The organism is Vibrio ostreae, assembly GCF_019226825.1.
In the GTDB taxonomy this organism is placed as follows: Bacteria; Pseudomonadota; Gammaproteobacteria; order Enterobacterales; family Vibrionaceae; genus Vibrio; species Vibrio ostreae.
The window spans coordinates 2,804,985-2,820,268 of the sequence record NZ_CP076643.1; the positions used below are offsets into that span (position 1 = coordinate 2,804,985).

The window sequence follows — 15,284 nt, forward strand, 5'->3', positions numbered from 1 at the left end:
TTGGTCCCGGCAAACTACAAATGGTGCTGCTGACCCTGCTGGTTCTTTTCAGCCCTTTGGCCATTGATATTTATCTGCCCGCCTTGCCGCAGATTTCGCAGACGTTTCACGTGGAACACGCTCTGGCCCAGGATACGATCACCTGGTTTCTGTTTGCTATGGGAATCGGCCAGTTGTTTGCCGGACCGTTAGCAGACAAACTCGGTCGTCGAACTGTTGCATTAGGAGGGATAGGTATCTACGCGTTGAGCGCTTTATTGGCGTGGAGTGCTCAAAACATCGAGTGGATGCTGACTGCCCGTCTGCTACAAGGCTTAGGTGCATGTGCAACATCGGTAGCAGCCTTTGCAACAGTTCGCGATATTTTCGGTCCGCATCGCAGCGGTAAAATGATCAGCTACCTCAACGGGGCGATCTGCTTTATTCCGGCCCTGGCGCCGATTCTCGGCAGCTGGCTGACCCAGCAGTTTGGCTGGCGCAGTAATTTCAGCTTTATGGCTGCTTTTGCGGTTGTAGTCGGGCTGCTGATGCTGGTCACCATGCGCGAAACCAACCCGACTACCGACAAACAGGCGGTGTTTAAACTGAGCCGCTACTGGTCGGTGATTAAAACCCCGTCTTTCCTGTTTCATGCCAGCTTGTGTCTGTTAGCAATGGCCGTCATTCTGGCGTATGTCACCTCTGCTCCTGTGGTGCTGATGACCAACCAGGGGCTGGATATGAACCAGTTCACCTTCTGGTTCGGCATCAACGCGGTCATCAATATTATCGCTTGTCTGACGGCGCCGCGCATTATGGACCGCTTTGGTACTCATACAACGCTGGTGATGGGCATTACGGCTCTGCTGGTGGCCGGTGTGAGCATGTTGCTGCTGGCTCAGGTGGCGACTCCATTCGCGTTCATGCTGCCAATTTTTATCTCTTCGATGGGGTTTGCCTGGGTGCTGGGGGCGGCGGCCGGCAAAGCACTGGCGCCGTTTGGTGATAAGGCCGGTACCGCGGCCGCTTTGTTAGGTTTGTTCCAAATGAGTGGCTCAGGTCTGGTGGTCGGTCTGTTGCAGCGGTTAGACTTGCAGCCGCAGATGCTGATTGGATTACATATGTGGCTGATCGCGCCAGCGTTGTTGGTTCTGTTTTCGAAAGCCGGGCGCGCCTGGCATCAGTGGGCACTGGACTCTTAGCTTCAGTTGCAGTGTTCGCTTGGGTAAATTCACCCTAAGGGCTATTTTCTAAACGACACAACGCGTGTATATTGTAGTTTCTTTCGTTCTTTAGAATAACTCTTTGGAATCTCTATACGATGTCTATGACGACCTACGAAATGGCTCGCATCTGGGAGCAGCTTGATGATTCACCAGAAAAAGTCATGTTTGGTAAATTGCTTGCGGAGTTGGGCAATCAAAGTAGCGAGCGCATTCGCAGCGCCGCGAAGCAAGTTCCGCTACCGGTACTGCGTGATCTGGTTTACCAGTTTCAGCAAGTGATCGATTCGCGCAAGCATGAACAGGTTGATCTGCTGGCAAAAGAGCTGGCTAAACAGGGCATCTCCGCTGACGAGTTGCTCAGCTACCTGAACAAGTAAGCGCTCTCGGGACTCTGCGGGTCCGCAATAGCGCTGAAATGATAAGCCCGGGCATTGCTCCGGGCTTTTTGCATTCTCGCTGGCAACTGGCAACTGGCATGCTAGCTGAGCAGCGGCATTGTGGCGGGTAGGTCTTGCCTGGCGTACATCCTGCCAGTGTATGTGGTTGGTTTTGCTGCTTCAGGGATTGACGTTGCGGTTGATCGGGTTCTGCAGTGAAATCAGAGTTTCGGTTGACTGCACTTCGTCAATCGCCTGCAGTTTATCGATCAGGACATACTGCAGCTCTTCAATCGATCGGCACATCAGTTTGACGAAAATATTGTACGCCCCGGTGGTGTAATAGGCTTCGACCACTTCATCCAGTGCATTGAGCTTGGCCAGCGCCGAGTGGTAATCGCGCGCGGCATTCAGGTTGATACCAATAAAGCAGCATACGTCGTAACCGAGCTTTTTGGTGTTGACCACCACTTCGGTGCCCTGAATGATGTCGGCGGCTTTCATCTTTTCTATCCGTACATGGATAGTGGCCGGACTGACATTAAATTGTTTCGCCATCTCCGCGTAGGGAGTGCGTGCGTCATCCATCAAAATCTTCAGAATCGCACGATCCAATTCATCCAGTTTGGTTGATGCTAGTTGCATATAAAATCCTGGCGGTTGTTCAACGGTTGAGTGTTACCCTGGCTGAGGAGAGCAGATATCATCCTGAGTGATATCATTAATTGCTGATTGTGCCAAGTGGTGTCGCGGCCTGAGATGTTTTTTCGCGCTCTGTCCGGCACTTCCGGGCCCTGCAGAACCTTTAGCCGCGCCGGACAAAATCGGCTAAACTGGCGCCCAATCTAACTTTCTCTTTGCTGGAGTAACACCTTGCAGCTACAACTGATTTGTGAAGCCCCGCACCGTGCCCTGCAATTGCAGCATATCGCGCAGCGCTGGCAGTTGACCCACGATGCCAGCAGTGCGTTTGCGCTGGTTCTGACCGAAGAGCGTCTTGAACTGCGTAAAACTGATGAAGCGAAACTGGGCGCGATTTACGTCGACTGGGTGAGTGGTGCGGTGGCGCACCGGCGTAAATTCGGCGGTGGTAAAGGGCAGGCGATTGCCAAAGCGGCCGGGCTGAACAAAGGCGTAACTCCGACAGTGCTGGATGGAACCGCCGGGTTAGGCCGCGATGCCTTTGTGTTGGCCTCGCTGGGCTGTAAGGTGCAGATGGTGGAGCGTCATCCGGTGGTGGCGGCGCTGCTCGATGATGGTCTGGCCCGCGCCCGAGAGGATGCGGAGATCGGTCCTTGGGTCTCAGAGCGGGTCAGTCTGCTGCATGCTTCCAGCCATGACGCGCTCGATAAACTGGCTGATGATGCCAGCTTCCAGCGTCCGGATGTGGTCTATCTTGACCCTATGTATCCCCATCCGGAGAACAAGAAAAAATCGGCTCTGGTCAAGAAAGAGATGCGTGTGTTCCAGTCTCTGGTGGGCGCCGACCATGATGCCGATGGCTTGCTGGCACCGGCGTTGCAATTGGCGACTAAGCGGGTGGTGGTCAAGCGCCCGGATTATGCCGATTGGCTGGCCGGGCAGAAACCGAGTATGGCGATTGAAACCAAGAAAAACCGCTTTGATGTGTACGTCCTGGCGGCGATGGGTGAGTGAGCGGATGAGTCTGTTGGCTTGCGGTCTGTAGTCTCTCGCTACCCTGGCCTTGCTCGGTATTGATTCACCCGCGGCAGTGATTAGCATTCTTCACAATCAGAGCTTGCGTTTGGTCGCGCCCGGCGTTATATCTAACTAAGAATTATTCTTATTCTTACCGGAGCGTCACCTTATGGCCACACGTCTGTGCAAATTAAATCGTCGCGATATTGCCGCCTCGCTGGATGACATTCAGGCGATGGTGGCACAGCCTGGTTACATGTGCCGTTCTTGTGCCCGTTCCTGTGCGGATAAGTCGGCGTTGTGCAAACCCCAGGCGCTGGCCAAGCAGCACACTCAGCAGAAGTCACTGCTGCCGGTGGCTAATGTCGACAGTAAATCAGCCAAAGCGGCCAATAAGGTGGCGTTAAAGCTGGCGAAGAAGACGCTCAAAAAGCAGAAAAAGTATCAAAAGAAGCTGGAAAAAGTGCTTAAAAAGCAGCGTAAACTGATGCGCAAGCAGCAGGCATTGCAGTCTAAATTCAGTGTACTGCAGGAGGCGGGATCCGATCTGAACGTCACTCCGGTGCTCGATACAGGTTTCAGTGCGCAGATGCATTAATTGTCTGTCTCACAACCAATAAAAAGGCCCACTACCTCGGCAGTGGGCCTTTTTGTTGCTCCCGGCCAGCGAGTCATGGGCGGACACGTTGGGCATGCAGCAAAGCTGCGCCTTAACGGCTGGCGCGCTGGTAGCTGAGTTCGGCGCGACGTTTGACCCAGGTTTCATTGACCCACAGCGACAGCAGAATGATGGCACCGCCAATCAACAGACGCGGCAGATCGACATCCCGGTTCCAGATCAGAATATTGACCAACAGGCCGGCTGGCACCAAGGCATTGTTCATAATTGCCAGCGCGCCGGCATTGACCAGACAGGCGCCGCGGTTCCAGGCAAAATAACCGAAACCGGAAGCAATCACGCCAAGGTAAAGCAGGATGCCCCACTGCAGATGGGTGGTCGGCAGTCGTTCCGGATTACCGAGTAGCAGGAAGGCCACACTGGCGACCACTAACGCGCCGAGGTAGAAGTAACCGAAAATGGTGCGTTGTGGCAGCTCTACCTGTTCTTTTTCCATCACATATTTGTACAGCACCTGGCCGATGGCAAAGCAGATGTTCGAGCCCTGAACCACCATGAAGCCGAGGAAAAAGTTTTCATTCACTCCGGCAAATTTGATCACTGCCGCGCCGGCTACCGCAATCGCAGCCGTCACCAGATACCAAGGTGAAAAGCGCCCTTTGAGCAAATCATAAATCAGGGTGACATAAATCGGTGTGAAAACGGTAAACAGTAGCACTTCCGGTACCGAAAGCAGCTCGAATGACGGGTAGTAGAAGCAGTACATCAGACCGAGCTGAAAACCACCGGCTGCCATCAGTTTCAGCGCCAGTTTGCCCGGCACCTGCTTGAATTTGAGGAAAGGTAGAAAGACGACACTGGCCAGTGCAATCCGGATCCAGACCGAAAACCAGGCATCGACCTGACCAGCCAGATAGACGCCAATCAGGCTGAACGAAAAGGCCCAAAGAAGGGTCACTGCAGACAAATAAATCATGATTAAAACGTTTCAATCGAAAAAGTGCCTGCAGTGTAACTGAGTTTTAAATCAGCGTCAGTCTTTGAGTGGCACTACCAGCAGGTCGACAGGTGAGCAATTAATAAGCTGACGGGTCGAGGAGAGCAGTTTACTCCAGAAATCCTGATGATGGCCGCACACCACCAGGTCAATCTGGAACTCTTTGATGGTATCGCACAGTTCGTTGTTGAGGTCACCGCTGCCGACCAGGGTATGTTTGATCGGGAAATTAGCGTACTGAGCCAGTTCCTGCAGTTGCTTTTGCGATGTTTCCATCGAGTGATGCTGGGTTTCCGCCAGATTGATGTCAATCAGGCCGGTGTAAAGTTCGGCGTAATTGACGTCGATATGAACAAAAGAGATCTCAGCATTGAGAGGCGTGGCCAGTGCAACTGCTTTGTCGATCAGGTGTTTGCTGTCTTCTGAAAGATCGATAGCAACTAAAATGTGTTGATAGCTCATAATGCTCGCTCCTAGTCAGTAATCCACTACAGATTAGCACCTCGGCGCGAAATTTTTTGCCATCCGGATCAAATATCCTTCGCCATTGGTGCAGGTCGCCTCACAATAGCGATTGAACATGTTATAGTCAGCTCAGTGATTTATAACGTATTAGGAGCGTCCGATGCTATCGCAAGCCATGGTTGAACAACTCAATGATCAAATTAATCTCGAATTTTTTTCATCCAATCTATACTTACAAATGAGTGCTTGGTGTGAGGACAAAGGATTTGATGGTGCGGCTGAATTTTTACGCGTCCACGCCGTAGAAGAGATGCAGCACATGCAACGTCTGTTCACTTACGTAAGTGAAACCGGTGCAATGCCTATCCTGGGTGCGATCGCAGCGCCAAAACACGATTTCGCGAGTCTGGGTGATGTATTCCGCGAAACTCTGGAACATGAGCTAATGATTACACAGAAAATCAATAAACTGGCACATGTGGCGTTCACATCTCAAGATTACTCAACGTTTAACTTCCTTCAGTGGTACGTGGCGGAACAGCACGAGGAAGAGAAGTTGTTTAAAGGGATTGTAGATAAGCTGGATCTGGTTGGTGAAGACGGTAAGGCATTGTTCTTCATCGATAAAGACTTGGCAGCATTGGCAAAAGCAGGCTCATCTTCGGTAATGGATGCCCCCGCTGGGTAATCATCTCAGCAAAAAGACCAATTGAAGCGATCGTCTTTTTCTCTGGGCATACTTACTCGAGGTGTAGGGAGGAAAAGATGATCAGTGGAGATATTCTTCTATTAGCGCTCATGATAGTAACCGGAGTCAACCTGTTACGTTATCTGACCGCGTTACGCTCACTCATTTATATCATGCGCGAAGCTCATCCGTTGCTTTATCAGCAAGTGGATGGCGGTGGTTTCTTTACCACCCATGGTAATGTGACCAAACAGGTGCGTTTGTACCATTATCTGAAAAGTAAAGAGTATCACCATCACCACGATCCGGTTTTTACCGGCAAATGTGATCGGGTGCGTGAGCTGTTTATCCTCTCTACCACCTTAGTGGTCGTGACGACAGTCGCTTCATTTATGCTGTAACACGGTCAATTGGCAAGCGGGGTTTTTGCCGTTAGAATACCGCCCCGAGTGAGTAAGGATGTGCGCTGCACATCCTTTTTTATTGCAGTTGAGTGTGGAAATTATGAGTGAAAAAGTCGATGTGGTGGTCATTGGAGCCGGTGCTGCCGGGCTGATGTGTGCGGCCGAAGCCGGTAAACGGGGCCGTCGGGTGCTGGTCATCGATCACGCCAAAAAACCGGGGCGCAAAATCCTCATCTCTGGTGGCGGACGCTGTAATTTCACCAACTACGATGTCTCGGCGGCCAATTACCTGTGCCGCAACCCGCATTTTGTTAAATCGGCGCTGTCGCAGTACACCAATTGGGATTTTATCGCCATGGTGAGCAAGTACGGGATCGACTTTGAAGAGCGCGATCACGGGCAGCTGTTCTGCCTCGATTCCGCCAAAGATATTGTCAATATGCTGCTGGCTGAATGTGACCAGCCGACCATCAGCCAGCGCTATCAGGTTGAAACGCTTGACATCGCCAAGACCGAGAGCGGCTTTAGCCTGCATACTTCGGCGGGTGACATTGAGTGTGAGTCACTGGTGGTGGCGAGTGGTGGTTTATCGATGCCGAAACTGGGTGCAACGCCGTTTGGCTACAAGGTGGCTGAGCAGTTTGGTTTGGCAGTACACACGACCACGGCCGGCCTGGTGCCGTTTACCCTGCATGTCGAAGATAAAGAGGCGTTGGCCGAGCTATCGGGTATTGCGGTACCGGCAGAAATCCGCGCCGAATGTGGTCAGGTGTTTAAAGAAGCGCTGCTGTTTACCCACCGGGGTCTGTCGGGACCGGCAGTACTGCAGATCTCCTCGTACTGGAAGCCGGGCCAGGCAGTCACCATTAATCTGGTGCCGGACGTGGATGTGGAAGAGTTGCTGACCCGCTCGCGTGACAAGCATCCCAACCAGAGTCTGAAAAATACCCTGGCACGGGTGCTGCCAAAACGGCTGGTGGAAGTGCTGATTGAGCGTAAATGGCTGAGCGACAAACCGCTAAAACAGTTTAATTCCAAAGAACTGGCACAGATCACCACCACACTTGAGCAGTGGCGTATCGTGCCGAACGGCACGGAAGGTTACCGCACCGCAGAAGTGACCCTGGGCGGGGTCGATACCGATGCGATTTCCTCCAAAACCATGCAATGCAACAGCGTGCCCGGGCTCTATTTTGTCGGCGAAGTGATGGATGTCACCGGCTGGCTGGGCGGCTACAACTTCCAGTGGGCCTGGTCGAGCGGTTACGTCGCCGGACAATGGGTGTAACGGGCCTGAGACAAGAGTCACGGCCAGAAAAGACAGCCGCTTGGTATGCGCCGCCGGGATGGGTCCTCTCCGGCGGCTTTGTTTTTATCCGCCGCTGAGCGCAGCGCTGCTGAGGTGACGGCGCCGCTCGCTCATTACCAGCAGCAGACGTTGCAGGGCAATAAAGCTGAACAGCAGAATCCCGACAATGATTTTGGTCCACCACGAGCTTAAGGTGCCATCAAAGGTAATGTAGGTCTGAATCAGGCCCTGAATTAACACGCCAAACAGCGAACCAAACACCGTGCCCACGCCGCCTGACAGCAGCGTGCCGCCAATCACCACGGCGGCAATCGCATCCAGTTCGACACCGACCGCCGCCAGCGGGTAACCCGCTGAGGTATAGATGGAAAACACTATTCCGGCGCAGGTGGCGAGAAAGGTCGACAGCATATAAATACCGACGGTTGTGCGTCTGACCGGCACCCCCATCAGGGCGGCAGACGCTGCATTACCGCCGACGGCATAGACGTTATTGCCAAAGCGGGTGCGGTGCGCCAGCAGGATACCGGCGACTACGATCACCAGCATCACCACCGCCATCAGACTAAGCCGGCCGCCGCCGGCAATATGCCAGGCACTGCGTGATAACTCGCGGTACACCGGGTGCTCAATCGGCAGCGACTGCTCAGAAATCAGGAAACTGACCCCGCGCAGGAAAAACATCCCGGCCAGAGTAACAATAAAAGCCGGGATCTTGAGAGCGTCGATCACCCAGCCCATCAGGCCGCCAAACAGCGCGCCCAGCACCAGCACCAGCCCCATGGCCAGATACGGATGCAGGCCCCAGTCTCCGATCACAGTGGCGAGAAATACCCCGCTGAAGGCTACCACCGAGCCGACCGACAAATCGATACCGCCGGATAAGATCACAAATGTCATACCTACGGCGAGAATGCCGAGAAAGGCATTGTCAGTCAGAATGTTACAGATGACCCGGGTGGACAGAAAGGCCGGAAATTCCACCATGCAGTACAGGTAACCGAGCAGAAACACACCAATGGTGATTAACAGCGGAAAATGACGTTGCATCATGATGATTTCCTCTTTAGCAGCTGCAGCACCGCCGGTGATTGCAGTATCAGCACGGTGAGTACCACCATGGCTTTGACAATGTGATTCCATTGCGGCTGATAACCGGACAGCAGAATTCCGGTGTTAATACTCTGGATAATGAAGGCGCCAACCAGGGTCAGCAGCAGGTTGAAACGTCCGCCCATCAGCGCGGTGCCGCCAATCACTACCGCCAGAATGGCATCCATTTCCAGCCACAGACCGGCGTTATTGGCGTCCGCGCCGCGAATATCCGCTGCGACGATAATGCCGGCCACGGCAGCCATGACGCCGCTCAGCATATAGACAGACATCACGATCGCCGGAGTATGGATACCGGCGTTTTTGGCGGCACGGATATTGATACCTACCGATTCGATAAACAGACCGAGCGCGGTTTTTTTGGTCAGAGCCCACAATGCCAGGGTACTCAGTAGCAGCAGTATAATTGGCGTTGGCAGATAGAGGAGCGAGCCGCTGCCAAACCAGGCCAGGCTGGTATTACTGAAGGTGACAATCTGGCCTTCGGTGATGAGCTGGGCCACGCCGCGCCCGGCCACCATCAGGATCAGGGTAGCGACGATTGGTTGGATTTTGCAGATCGCGACCAGAAAGCCGTTCCACAATCCGCATGCGACACCGGACAGCAGGGCGCAGAGTAGAATGGTGCCCGGTGCATAGCCCTGCTGTGCCATGCTGGCCAGCACAGCGCCGCTGATCGCCATCACCGCACCGACCGAGAGATCAATCCCGCCGGTGGCGATGACCAGGGTCATGCCCAGTGCCAGCAGGGCGACCGGCGCACCGCGATTAAAAATATCGATCACGCTGCCAAACAGGCGGCCATCCTGAATATGAATGGAGAAAAAGTTATCGGCGATCAGGGCATTGATAACAAACAGCAGCACCAGCGCTGCCAATTGTGGTGTGCCTTTGGGCAGCGAGCCGGAGCGGTGGCGCTGCTTGCCCAGCGCCGGGGTATTGAGAATGGTCATAACGTCTTCCTTACAGCGCGATAGCTTGCATGATGGCCGGTACAGAGAGATCCGCGGTGGGGATTTCCGCCACCTGACGCCGGTCTTTCAGCACCAGCACCCGATCGGCATAACCGACCAGCTCTTCCAGCTCGGAAGAGATCACCAGCAGGGCGAGGCCGTTGGCACACAGGCTCTCAATCAGACGGATGATTTCGGCGTGGGCACCGACATCGATGCCGCGGGTCGGCTCATCCAGGATCAGAAACCTGGGTTTGGTCAGCAGCCAGCGTGCCAGCAGCACTTTTTGCTGGTTGCCGCCGGAGAGAAACTCAATCGGTTGCTCAATATCCGGGGTTTTAATCTCCAGCTGGCGCACAAAACGCTGTGCGATAGCGTCCTGCTCTTTGCGCGGCACCGGCTTGAACCAGCCACGCTGCGCCTGCAGGGCGAGAATAATGTTTTCCCGCACGGAAGCGGCACCTATGATGCCATCGGTTTTGCGATCCTCCGGACAGTAGCCGAAACCGAGTTGCGCGGCGTGGCGGGCAGAGCGGATGGCAACCGGCTGGCCTTTCAGACGACATTCGCCACTGTCGCTGCGCTCGATACCGAAAATAACCTGCGCCGTTTCAGTGCGGCCTGAGCCGAGCAAGCCGGCCAGGCCGACGATTTCACCGGCATGCACTTTGAGGTCAAACGGGGCGATACAGCCCTGTTTGCCAAATTGGTGAAACTCCACCACAGGTTCATCACTGAGACGGGTTTTACCGGCCCGGTGCAGAGCACTCTGGTCGAGCTCGCGCCCCAGCATCATTTTCACCAGCTCCAGCTGGGGCAGTTGAGCGGTGTCTCGGGTGCCGACCAGCTGACCGTTACGCAGCACGGTAATGCGGTCGCTGATCTCATACACCTGATCGAGAAAATGGGTAATAAACACCAGGCTGATACCACGTTGTTTCAACTGGCGCATGATGGCAAACAGCATGGCGACTTCGTTGCTGTCCAGACTGGCGGTGGGTTCATCGAGGATGAGTATCTTGGCTGACAGTGAGATGGCGCGTGCGATGGCGATCACCTGCTGGATAGCGACCGAAAAATGATTAAGCGGCTGGCTGACATCGATATCGAGCCCGTAACTGCGAACAATATCGTGCGCTTCTCTGGCCATCGTGCGGCGATCGACCAGGCCCCATTTACGCGGTTCATTGCCGATAAACAGGTTGTCCATCACCGTCATATTGGGCAGCAGGTTGACCTCCTGATACACGGTGCCGATCCCCAGTTGCTGGGCATGGGCTGTGTTGTGCGGTGTGATGGTCTCGCCATCGAGTTCCACTGTGCCGCTGTCGCGTTGATAGACTCCGGTCAGGGTTTTCACCAGGGTCGATTTACCGGCGCCATTTTCGCCCAGTAGAGCCATGATCTCGCCCCGCTGCAGGGTGAAATCCACCTTATCCAGTGCTTTCACTCCGGGAAAATATTTGCATATCCCGCGTGCACTGAGCAGCGTTGGTGATTGGTGTGCTAAAGACATAATCGCTCCCGAAGGTGCCCGTTGGGCCGGGCACCGCTGAATCTGTCACTCACGCTGAGCGTGAGTGACTTGGATAAGCCAGTTATTCAGATCTGTGATGACGACATCCAATCAGTAGCCCAGATCTTGTTTCAGCTCCAGTTGCGACTGGGCGTCATCCGGCAGGTACAGCTTGGACTCGGTAACGATTTTCTTCGGCGGGACAGTGCCTTTGTCTTTCAGGGCGATCAGGGCATCGAAGGCGGGACCGGCCATGTTCGGCGTCAGCTCGACCGTGGCGTTGGCCTCGCCGTTAAGCATGGCCTTGAAGATGTCCGGCACCGCATCAATGGAGACAATGACGATATCGCTGCCCGGTTTGAGGCCGGCTTCTTTAATCGCCTGAATGGCGCCGATCGCCATGTCGTCATTGTGAGCAAACACCGCGCAGATGTTCTTGCCGTTATTTTCCGCTTTGATGAAACTCTCCATCACCTCTTTGCCCTTGCTACGGGTAAATTCACCGGACTGGGTACGGACTATCTGCACGTTGTCAGCCTGTTTCAGCGCCTCGGCAAAGCCCTGTTTACGGTCAATCGCCACGCTGGCGCCGACGGTGCCCTGCAGTTCAACCACGTTACAGGCTTGGCTGCCGACTTTATCAATCAGCCATTGACCGGCGACTTTGCCTTCCAGCACGTTGTCAGCGGTGATAGCGGTGGTATAGAGCGAGTCATCCTCTACGCTGATGCCGCGGTCGAGCAGAAAGACCGGAATATCATAGTCACGGGCTTCTTCCAGGACCGGACCCCAGCCCGTCTGCACCACTGGGGCGATAAAGATGGCATCCACGCCCTGGGCGATGAACGAACGGACCGCTTTGATCTGATTTTCCTGTTTTTGCTGTGCATCAGCAATTTTGAGGTTAATACCGCGTTTTTCTGCTTCTGCTTTGGAAACGGCGGTTTCGGCGGCTCGCCAACCGGATTCAGAACCAATTTGTGAGAAGCCGACGGTAAGGGTGTTGGCCAGCAGTGAACCGGACATCAGTACCGCACTGATGGAGGCAGCTAAAGAGAGTTTTTTTAACATGATTTATTCCCTATCTTGTTGATTTTTTTGTTTCACTCTCGGAGTAGACGTATGGCTTTTAGCTATCTGGCGCTGGAATTTTAGAATGTGTTATCAGCGGGCCAGATATGAGAGTGAGTTAATAATAGGTTGATCAATTGTTAAGCAGCTAGAGCTCGGTCACAGAAAGGTTTTGCCAGCAAATATGTCCATTTTATTAGCATTATTGCGCAGTTTGGCGGGTATTCGCCGCCATTTCGCAGCGATTCGTGACCACAGGGCGGACTGAAGGGAATGAATGAGAAGCGGCGCATAAAAAAGCCTCCTTATTGCAGGCAATAAGGAGGCAAAACAGCAGAAAGTTCCCCACTTACTGCGATTTCTGTTTATAGCGGTCAAAAATAACGGCTGCCAGCAGAATTGCGCCGCGCACGACGTATTGGGCAAACGGTGACATATTGAGCAGGTTCATGGCATTCTCAACCGTGCCCAGGATCAGCACCCCGGCAATCACATAAGAGACTTTACCTATGCCGCCTTTGAGCGATACGCCACCCAGGACACAGGCTGAAATTACCACCAGTTCGAAACCGACTGAGGTCATCGGCTGACCACTGGTCATGCGCGCTGCCAGAATCACCCCGGCCAGCGCCGAGATAAAGCCGGACACGGTGAAGATGATCATCTTGGTTTTGACCACGTTGACGCCGGCCAGACGGGCCGCTTCTTCGTTACCACCAATGGCCAGGGTGTTACGGCCATACACGGTGCGGTTGAGCAGGAAAGCAAACACCGCGAAGGTCACTATAGTCAGCCAGATCGGGGTCGGGATACCGAGCAGGGATGAGTTCCCCAGGGCAAAGAAGCTCTCTTCGGTAATGCCGACCGCTTTTCCGTCGGAGATGATGTAGCCCAGACCGCGCGCGATTTGCATCGTCGCCAGGGTGGTGATCAGCGCGTTAATCTGCAGTTTGGCAATCACAAACCCGTTCAGCAGGCCAAACAGCACGCCGGACAACAGACCGGCTCCGACGCCGAGCACCACGCTGCTGGTGGCGTTGATCGCCACCGCCGTTACCACGCCGGAGCAGGCAATGACCGAAGCCACGGACAGATCGAGATCGCCACAGGCGAGACAAAACAGCATGGCACAGGCCACCATCCCGCTCATGGAGATAGCCAGGCCGAGGCCTTTCATATTGATGAAGGTAGCAAAGTAGGGCACAAACAGCGCGCAGAGCAGAAACAGGCCGGCAAACACGATCAGCATGCCGAATTTGTCCCAGATCTTGGCGAAGTTAAAACTTGAGCGGCCAGGCTCGCTATCGATCACTTTGGTAGGGTTGGATAAAGACATAATATTCTTCCTCAGGATTAAGCTGCGACAGCTTCATTGCCCAGCATCGCCAGACGCAGGGCCGCTTGTTCATTAAACTCGTCCCGCTGCAGCTCACCGCTCACGGCACCATCTTTCATCACCAGCAGGCGGTCGGAAATGCCAAGTACTTCCGGTAAGTCGCTGGATACCACCAGTACCGTGACGCCGTTTTCAGCCAGCTTAAAAATCAGTTCATAAATTTCCGACTTGGCACCGACATCGATACCTCGAGTCGGTTCATCGAGCAGGATCACGCTCATTGCCGTCGATAACCAGCGGCCGAGAATCACTTTCTGCTGGTTGCCACCCGACAGTTTGCCGATCGGTTGCTCGAGTGATGAGGCTTTGACATTGAGTGCCTCTTTCTGTGTCTGTGCGTTGCGTTTTTCCCATTCAAAGTCGATCAGGCTGTTGAATTTCAGGTACCAGGGGCGGGCACTGATGTTGGTGTTTTCCTGGACTGACATGATAGGGACGATGCCGTCCGCTTTACGGTCTTCCGAGCACAGGGTGATACCGGCGCGAATCGCATCCTGCGGGGTTTTGATACCGATTTTGACATCATGCAGGTAGAGATCACCGCCTGTTGCGCGTTCAGCGCCGAAAATCAGCCGGGTCAGTTCGGTACGTCCCGCTCCCACCAGACCAAACAGGCCGAGGATTTCCCCCTGTTTGATGTCGAGCGAGACTGGCGCGCTCAGCCCCGGGCCCTGGAAATTTTCGATGCGTAATCCGCTCTGGCCATGTTGGCGTCCCCGGTAGTTATAGATGTCGTTGATTTCCCGGCCGACCATCAGCTCAACCAGGCGATCGTGGCTCAGTTCGCTGAGGTCATCAAAGGTCTGCACGTGAGTACCGTCTTTAAAAATGGTGAGCGCATCGCACAGATCAAAGATCTCTTCCATACGGTGCGAGACATATAAAATGATTTTGCCGTCATCACGCAGTTCGCGAATCACCTTAAACAGGTTTTTAATTTCCCGTTGTGACAGGCTGCTGGTTGGTTCGTCAAAGGCGATGATTTGCGCGTTGCGGCTCAGCGCTTTGGCGATCTCAACCATCTGCCACTGACCAATCGAAAACTCTTTCAGCGGCCGCGATGGGTCAAAGGTTTCACCCAGACGTTCGAGCTGCACCCGCGCGTTACGGTTGAGGGTGTCGTTATCCACCCGGCCATTCTTAGTCGGCAACTGACCGAGGTAGATGTTTTCCGCCACACTCAGTTCCGGCACCAGGTTGAGTTCCTGATAAATGATCGCGATGCCTTGTTCCAGCGCATCATTGGTGGAGTCAAACAGGTGCTCCTTGCCATCGATCGCCAGGTGACCGTCGGTTGGTTTATGGAACCCGCTCAAGGTTTTCAGTAACGTCGATTTTCCGGCGCCGTTTTCGCCCATCAGAGCATGCACGCTGCCGGCATTGGCGCGGAAGCTGATATTACTCAGAGCTTTAACTCCGGGGAAATGCTTGGAAATGTTACGAAATTCGAGGTAAGAGGGGGACTTCGCCATAACGTTTTCTCCGTTTAATCCTTTCTCTCCGTGGAATCCG

At 54.1% G+C, this 15,284-nt stretch carries 16 protein-coding genes; 7 read left to right on the forward strand and 9 right to left on the reverse strand.

Annotated features, from left to right (window positions below):
• Positions 1-20: 20 nt before the first annotated feature.
• On the forward strand, positions 21-1,181 hold the full coding sequence (locus KNV97_RS19025) for a multidrug effflux MFS transporter (RefSeq protein WP_218563457.1): 1,161 nt from the start codon (positions 21-23) through the stop codon (positions 1,179-1,181).
• A 119-nt stretch (positions 1,182-1,300) separates the two neighbouring features.
• The gene (tsrA, locus tag KNV97_RS19030) at positions 1,301-1,582 is read left to right on the forward strand and encodes an H-NS-like global regulator TsrA (RefSeq protein ID WP_136487273.1); all 282 of its coding nucleotides are present in this window, start codon (positions 1,301-1,303) and stop codon (positions 1,580-1,582) included.
• Between the two features lie 180 nt (positions 1,583-1,762).
• Here the strand turns inward: tsrA and asnC are convergent, their stop codons facing one another.
• A complete protein-coding gene (gene asnC / locus KNV97_RS19035; RefSeq protein ID WP_136487274.1) occupies positions 1,763-2,227 on the reverse strand; it encodes a transcriptional regulator AsnC in 465 nt (154 codons plus the stop codon).
• A gap of 228 nt (positions 2,228-2,455) precedes the next feature.
• On the opposite strand from asnC, the gene KNV97_RS19040 reads away from it, so the two are divergent.
• Together KNV97_RS19040 and KNV97_RS19045 are read left to right on the forward strand one after the other, a co-directional pair.
• Positions 2,456-3,238 carry a class I SAM-dependent methyltransferase gene (locus KNV97_RS19040; RefSeq protein ID WP_136487275.1) on the forward strand — a complete coding sequence of 261 codons (783 nt, stop codon included), beginning with the start codon at positions 2,456-2,458 and terminating at the stop codon, positions 3,236-3,238.
• A 172-nt stretch (positions 3,239-3,410) separates the two neighbouring features.
• Positions 3,411-3,839: a hypothetical protein gene (locus KNV97_RS19045; protein ID WP_218562582.1), complete on the forward strand. Its 429-nt coding sequence runs from the start codon at positions 3,411-3,413 to the stop codon at positions 3,837-3,839.
• 112 nt (positions 3,840-3,951) lie between these two features.
• On the opposite strand, the gene KNV97_RS19050 is transcribed toward KNV97_RS19045, so the two are convergent.
• Positions 3,952-4,836 (reverse strand): carboxylate/amino acid/amine transporter, encoded by an 885-nt coding sequence (locus KNV97_RS19050; protein ID WP_136487277.1) that lies wholly within the window; start codon positions 4,834-4,836, stop codon positions 3,952-3,954.
• 57 nt (positions 4,837-4,893) lie between these two features.
• A complete protein-coding gene (locus tag KNV97_RS19055; protein ID WP_136487278.1) occupies positions 4,894-5,319 on the reverse strand; it encodes a universal stress protein in 426 nt (141 codons plus the stop codon).
• A 163-nt stretch (positions 5,320-5,482) separates the two neighbouring features.
• Here KNV97_RS19055 and ftnA point away from each other — a divergent pair, with 163 nt between their 5' ends.
• The 3 genes from ftnA to KNV97_RS19070 all read left to right on the forward strand — a co-directional run bounded on the left by ftnA (position 5,483) and on the right by KNV97_RS19070 (position 7,702).
• Positions 5,483-6,010, forward strand: coding sequence for a non-heme ferritin (gene ftnA, locus KNV97_RS19060; RefSeq protein WP_136487279.1), 528 nt, complete (start codon positions 5,483-5,485; stop codon positions 6,008-6,010).
• Between the two features lie 77 nt (positions 6,011-6,087).
• Positions 6,088-6,411 (forward strand): universal stress protein UspB, encoded by a 324-nt coding sequence (gene uspB / locus KNV97_RS19065; protein ID WP_136487280.1) that lies wholly within the window; start codon positions 6,088-6,090, stop codon positions 6,409-6,411.
• Positions 6,412-6,514: 103 nt separating this feature from the next.
• Positions 6,515-7,702, forward strand: a complete 1,188-nt coding sequence (locus KNV97_RS19070) for a BaiN/RdsA family NAD(P)/FAD-dependent oxidoreductase (protein WP_168797050.1) — start codon at positions 6,515-6,517, stop codon at positions 7,700-7,702.
• An 84-nt stretch (positions 7,703-7,786) separates the two neighbouring features.
• Here KNV97_RS19070 and yjfF read toward each other — a convergent pair whose 3' ends face one another.
• From yjfF to araG, 6 genes are all read right to left on the reverse strand, one after another.
• Positions 7,787-8,776: a galactofuranose ABC transporter, permease protein YjfF gene (yjfF, locus tag KNV97_RS19075; protein WP_136487282.1), complete on the reverse strand. Its 990-nt coding sequence runs from the start codon at positions 8,774-8,776 to the stop codon at positions 7,787-7,789.
• The gene (gene ytfT, locus KNV97_RS19080; protein WP_136487283.1) at positions 8,773-9,789 is read right to left on the reverse strand and encodes a galactofuranose ABC transporter, ATP-binding protein YtfT; all 1,017 of its coding nucleotides are present in this window, start codon (positions 9,787-9,789) and stop codon (positions 8,773-8,775) included. The genes yjfF and ytfT overlap by 4 nt, the downstream gene beginning before the upstream one ends.
• A 10-nt stretch (positions 9,790-9,799) precedes the next feature.
• Positions 9,800-11,305 (reverse strand): galactofuranose ABC transporter, ATP-binding protein YtfR, encoded by a 1,506-nt coding sequence (gene ytfR / locus KNV97_RS19085; protein ID WP_218562583.1) that lies wholly within the window; start codon positions 11,303-11,305, stop codon positions 9,800-9,802.
• Between the two features lie 111 nt (positions 11,306-11,416).
• The gene (gene ytfQ / locus KNV97_RS19090; protein WP_218562584.1) at positions 11,417-12,376 is read right to left on the reverse strand and encodes a galactofuranose ABC transporter, galactofuranose-binding protein YtfQ; all 960 of its coding nucleotides are present in this window, start codon (positions 12,374-12,376) and stop codon (positions 11,417-11,419) included.
• Between the two features lie 349 nt (positions 12,377-12,725).
• Positions 12,726-13,712 carry an L-arabinose ABC transporter permease AraH gene (gene araH / locus KNV97_RS19095; RefSeq protein ID WP_136487286.1) on the reverse strand — a complete coding sequence of 329 codons (987 nt, stop codon included), beginning with the start codon at positions 13,710-13,712 and terminating at the stop codon, positions 12,726-12,728.
• A 17-nt stretch (positions 13,713-13,729) separates the two neighbouring features.
• Positions 13,730-15,244 (reverse strand): L-arabinose ABC transporter ATP-binding protein AraG, encoded by a 1,515-nt coding sequence (gene araG / locus KNV97_RS19100; RefSeq protein WP_136487287.1) that lies wholly within the window; start codon positions 15,242-15,244, stop codon positions 13,730-13,732.
• Between the last annotated feature and the right edge of the window lie 40 nt (positions 15,245-15,284).